Annotated in this window: 8 protein-coding genes; 6 read left to right on the top strand and 2 right to left on the bottom strand. The window is 37.3% G+C overall.

The features are described 5' to 3' along the window. Window positions 1-346: AAA family ATPase (locus tag ACFE90_RS23540; protein WP_375504834.1), on the bottom strand; the 346-nt coding region annotated here is incomplete at its 3' end. A gap of 127 nt (window positions 347-473) precedes the next feature. Here ACFE90_RS23540 and ACFE90_RS23535 point away from each other — a divergent pair. From ACFE90_RS23535 to ACFE90_RS23520, 4 genes are all read left to right on the top strand, one after another. Further along, window positions 474-611 (top strand): hypothetical protein, encoded by a 138-nt coding sequence (locus tag ACFE90_RS23535; RefSeq protein WP_375504832.1) that lies wholly within the window; start codon window positions 474-476, stop codon window positions 609-611. A gap of 107 nt (window positions 612-718) precedes the next feature. After that, the gene (locus ACFE90_RS23530; protein ID WP_375504830.1) at window positions 719-940 is read left to right on the top strand and encodes a hypothetical protein; all 222 of its coding nucleotides are present in this window, start codon (window positions 719-721) and stop codon (window positions 938-940) included. Between the two features lie 116 nt (window positions 941-1,056). Continuing rightward, a complete protein-coding gene (locus tag ACFE90_RS23525) occupies window positions 1,057-1,389 on the top strand; it encodes a hypothetical protein (protein ID WP_375504828.1) in 333 nt (110 codons plus the stop codon). Window positions 1,390-1,660: 271 nt separating this feature from the next. Beyond that, a complete protein-coding gene (locus tag ACFE90_RS23520; protein ID WP_375504826.1) occupies window positions 1,661-2,242 on the top strand; it encodes a GrpB family protein in 582 nt (193 codons plus the stop codon). 122 nt (window positions 2,243-2,364) lie between these two features. On the opposite strand, the gene ACFE90_RS23515 is transcribed toward ACFE90_RS23520, so the two are convergent. Continuing rightward, window positions 2,365-2,838 carry a BON domain-containing protein gene (locus ACFE90_RS23515; protein ID WP_375504824.1) on the bottom strand — a complete coding sequence of 158 codons (474 nt, stop codon included), beginning with the start codon at window positions 2,836-2,838 and terminating at the stop codon, window positions 2,365-2,367. 471 nt (window positions 2,839-3,309) lie between these two features. On the opposite strand from ACFE90_RS23515, the gene ACFE90_RS23510 reads away from it, so the two are divergent. Continuing rightward, on the top strand, window positions 3,310-4,230 hold the full coding sequence (locus ACFE90_RS23510; RefSeq protein WP_375504822.1) for a ribonuclease D: 921 nt from the start codon (window positions 3,310-3,312) through the stop codon (window positions 4,228-4,230). A 364-nt stretch (window positions 4,231-4,594) separates the two neighbouring features. Further along, window positions 4,595-5,008: tetratricopeptide repeat protein (locus tag ACFE90_RS23505; protein WP_375504820.1), on the top strand; the 414-nt coding region annotated here is incomplete at its 3' end.

Genomic DNA, 5,008 nt, shown 5'->3' with positions numbered 1-5,008 from the left:
GGGAATGGGAATTCTCCTGATCTTCTTCTGTGCCTTCCTCACTCTGCGCTTGGGCGGCTTTGCGTGATAAATCCTCTGCTGACAAATCAAACGTCACAGTGACGCTAGCTTCAATAGAAGCGCGTCCTTTAGAGGTTTGGGTGTTATTTACCAAATCTGGCAGGCGATCGGCTCGCATTCCCTTAGAACTAGAGAGTCCGAGGCAAAATAGCAGTGCATCTAAAATATTAGATTTACCCGAACCATTTGGCCCAGATATGACAGTACACCCCGGTAGCAAAGGGACTGAGGTAGTGCCACCGAAGGATTTGAAGTTCGTAAGTTCCACGCGCTTGATATGCACCATAGGCGCTGGTTCACTGGGCTAATGAAGAACAAGTGTATCAACTAATTAAAAATTCGCAAGAGGGTAGGGGGAAAATTAGGGATTATCAAACCACAGAGGCACGGAGAACGCAGAGAGGAGAAGGAGAATGTGGTTCAGAGAAAATACAATACTTATAGAGTTAGCACAAGCACGAGATTTCATTGCAGGCGCTCAAAAGCAACTATATCAAATCATTCCAGTTTTAGTTGAGATAACTAACTGCCAAGACGAGCAACTAATGTAACAAGTTGCTGTTGGCAAAGCGATGGCTATTAATTTATTACTATTTATTGTAAGAATATTTTACAAGTATGTAAGATGATTTTAAGGGTAAATATAATAAAGTAAATTATGCAACTAGAAGATTACTTCGACTTTCAGCGTCCTCATGATATTCGGCTTAAAAGTACAAGAGTAGAAATTGAAACTATCCTTTACGAGTACATCCACCGCGCTCGAACTCCGGAAGAAATTTCCAACATTTATACATCACTAACACTAGAACAAGTAAGTTTACGCGACTATTCCTTATTACTTGCACAACAAAGAAGCTGTAAGCAACTATATAGCTGATTGGTTGGAGTTGAGTCAGAGAATGCAGGAAGAACAGCGACGCAATCCCCCAGCAGTTGTAATCAAATTAAAAAAACTGATAACTGAAAAATAAGCCATGAGAAAAGCACAAGAAAATGACTCTCAAATATCTGCTGGATGAAAATGTTGCTCCTCTTTATCAGGTTCAAGTCAAACGACAAAAACGTGATTTACTTGTCTGGAAAGTTGGCGATCCTGGTACGCCTCCTAAAAGTACATTAGACCCAGAAATATTATGCTGGTGTGAGGAACACTACTTTTTATTGGTTATGAATAACTGCAAATCTCTGCCTGTACATTTGGCTGAATATATCGCCCAAGCCCGTAATATACTAAGTATTTTTATTTTGAATGATAAATTAACCATCGGTCAGAATATTAATGAATTAATTTTAATTGCTGAAGCATCTTTGGATAACGAATATTAAAACAAAACTATTCATTTACCACTAATTTAATAACAATGTCACAGAAGTAACTGCTAAGGATTCTTATTAAGTAAAAGTACTTCGACAAGCAAGTTTTGAGCCTAAAAACTAAAACTGGCTTAGGTTGGGTTGACGAACTAAACCCAAGATTATCAAGGCTTTGTTGGGTTTCGCTGCCTGATGTGGTAGTGGACAGGGGAGAAGTGATTATACTCTCGAAATTGTAAATCGTACAACGGCATTAAAAACGCAGAATGAGTGGCAATAGATAATGAGTAAACAACGTATTGTTGAGATTGTAGATTATAACCCTCAATGGCCTCGTTTTTTTTCAGAACTCAGCACTATCATCGTAGATAAGTTGGGTAATTTAGCTTTAGCTATAGAGCATGTTGGTAGTACCTCAGTACCCGGTCTTGCGGCCAAACCAATTATTGATCTAGATATCGTGATAGCATCAAACGAGCTGTTTTTTAAAGTAGTTTATCTTCTTCAAGAGCTTGGTTACGAACATGAGGGTGACAAAGGCATACTTGGCAGAGAGGCATTTGCTCGTGAAGCCAGCAATGTACCACGTAACGGTACAAGTAGAATATGGATTAACCATAATTTATATGTCTGTCCCCAAAACAGCATAGCCTTAGTCAGACATTTAGCTTTTCGGGACTACCTCAGAAATAACCCAGATCAAGTTTTAGTCTATGGAGAACTTAAGCGTCAACTTGCACAACGTTTTCGGTACGATATTGATTCTTATTGCGATGCAAAGACGCAGTTTGTAGAAGGTATCCTTAAACAAGTACTTCCCAATAAATATACTCATGATAACTATTCTTTGAGGCGTGACTACTAATTAACTCACCCTTATTAAAGCAAAAAAACAGGGCTTACGCAGATGTAAGTCCTGTTTAAATTTTCTGATGATGTAAGCTGATTTAGCTAGTCCACGGTTAACTGAGAGCTTCAGTTATTCTTTTATGGCATTTTCACAGCTTCAACTTTTGCTTCCACCTTCACTGTCTTTACACCTTGAACTTCTTTAGCCAAAGTTTCAGCTTTCTGGAGTTCTTCAGCAGAAGTTGCTGTGCCTTTGAGGATAATTTCACCCTCTTTGTTTTCAACTTGTAACTTATTGCCTGGTAAGCCTTTATTCAACTTTTCGCTAACTTCAGTTTTCAAGTTACTCTTAGCTTTTGTTGCTGCCGTTTTTTCAGAATAGGTTTTAACTTTAGTATCTGTGCTAACTGCTAAAGGAGTCGTTTGTGTTCCTGGAATTTTGGCAGTAGTTTTATCCGCAGTTTGATTTATCTGAGAAGCTGGTGTTGCTGGTGCTTGAGCGGCTTCATTAGTAGTGCTAGAAGTTTCTGAACCAGTTTTAGGAGCCTCTTGGCAGCCAAAAGTACCAACTACCAAAATGCTACTAACTAGCAATAGAATTAGCTTTTTCATTATCTTCTCCGAATTGAATACTAGAAGCGATTAATTGAAGTGTGTGTGATAGTGAGGAGCAGATGTTAAAAAGCAATTAAATGTGAAGTAGCAAAAGTTCCCAAGCAATTGCTCAGGTTACTGGAAATTGAAACTTAGACGATTTCTTGAGGCTAAGATTTTGCAGCCATTTCTCAGAAGCGCCAATTCAATTTTCCTGACGGTTGCTAACCAGGATGCGTCTACATACAGTCTGTAGCTCTCTATGAATTTAATGTAGATGCACAGTAGCTCTTTCGGTGGTAGACTGTGCAGCCTGACAGTAGTGACTTGATGTTATCAAATTTAAGTCAGTTTGGCGATATCTAATGCCTATGCAACTCCAAACTTCAGCGTTTTTGCAATCCTGTGGCAGCAAAATTACCAACAAAATGTTACTTTAGAAAACTATGGCTTACTTACAATACCCCAAATATCAGGAAATATTAGCCAATGCCATACCTTACTTCCGCCCACGAAATTAGTGCCATTGTCGCTGAATATACCAACGCTAAAACGCTGTGGATAGATACAGAAGTTGCTGACTATAAAAGCCGTAATCCCCGACTATCGCTGATTCAGGTATTAGATAATCCCAAAGATATGAGTGGCGATCGCGTCTATCTTTTAGATGTCCTAGATCAGCCTAATATTATAGCTGAATTTATTGAAAAAATTATGATAAATTCTGCCATTGAAAAAGTTTTTCATAACGCCAGTTATGATCTAAAATTTCTCGGTAACAAGAAAGCCAAAAATATTACTTGTACTTTAGATATGGCAAAAAAAATTCCCTACTATCTTTTACCTTTACCTAATTATCAACTCAAAACCATAGCTACATCACTTTGTAGCTTTAACAATATCGAGAAAGAAGAACAAACAAGCGATTGGGGAAAACGCCCCCTAACTGAAGAACAGATAGAGTATGCTTACTTAGATTGTATTTATCTGGCTCAAATCCACTCAAATTTATTAGATTTACAAGCCCAAGCCAGTCCCGATCCTGCAACAGAAGACTTAATATCACTAAGTACCAGATACTCGCAACTTGAGCAACAATACAAGTTGTTGAATTCAGAATTTGAGCATTTGCAAGAACGCATGAAAAAAGCTATGCAAGCTCAGAATATATCTGAAACTGCCTATTACAAACTGACTAGTTATGAACGTACTACAGTCAAAGCTACTTTTACAGAATTAGCAAGGCTAGCGCAAAATGAAGGTATTAATTTAGATTTTCCAATCACACTCACTCAGAAACTCCAAAAAGATTTAGGGCAAAATCTGGAACAACTTTCTGTAGATATTGAAAAAACCACCTCTTGGCGGCTAAATCCCAAAACTCAAGAAAGTGATATTGAGGATGAGTAAATTATTTAGATGGCTACAAATGCCAAAATTTATGGAATTATTGTCTTAGAATAAATCTTAATATTTAAACTTTATTTCAAACAGTATTCTAAAAAACATGAATAACAGTAGGTTACTGATTATAAATGCATTGTCAAGAATTACAGAGATGAAAACAGCAAAGAGCCAAAATGACAAGTTTTATACTTTATCTTTTTTGAATTTTCCTTAATATAACTATTAAATAAGTTTATTGAAGTTCAGGGAAATTTATAAATTAGTTTTACATGTCTATCCAAAGTTAAAATAACTCTTGAGTTAAAAAATTAAAATATAGATTTTGGTACTAATTGCGTTCAAGTGTTATTGCAGTTTATATTAAATTATGAGACGGCGTTTATTTAAACAAAAGCGAACAAAGGTAAATCAAGTATTTACCATAGCTATTTTTACTACATTAACAGCAATTAGCAGTGTTTCTTGTAGTAAGAATGACAATGTTTTGGTAACAGAAATAGGAGTCAGTCAACCTAGCCGTCGTTCAGCTACAGCTTCCATTGGTGGGGAATTCTATCTTCAGGGAAAGAATCAGCATTTAAACGGCGATTTACAAGCTGCGATCGCTTCTTATGGTAAAGCAATTGCTCAAAATTCTCAATATGGTGCTGCCTACAACGGCCGGGGATTAGTCTACTTTGATTTGGGAGACAAGGAAAAAGCGATCGCAGATTACAATCAAGCACTTAACATCAACCCTAACGACGCGGAAGCCTACAATAACCTGGGAAATGCCCGCGCC

The organism is uncultured Nostoc sp. (genome assembly GCF_964245445.1).
In the GTDB taxonomy this organism is placed as follows: Bacteria; Cyanobacteriota; Cyanobacteriia; order Cyanobacteriales; family Nostocaceae; genus Nostoc.
This window is presented reverse-complemented; position numbering and strand designations above follow the sequence as displayed.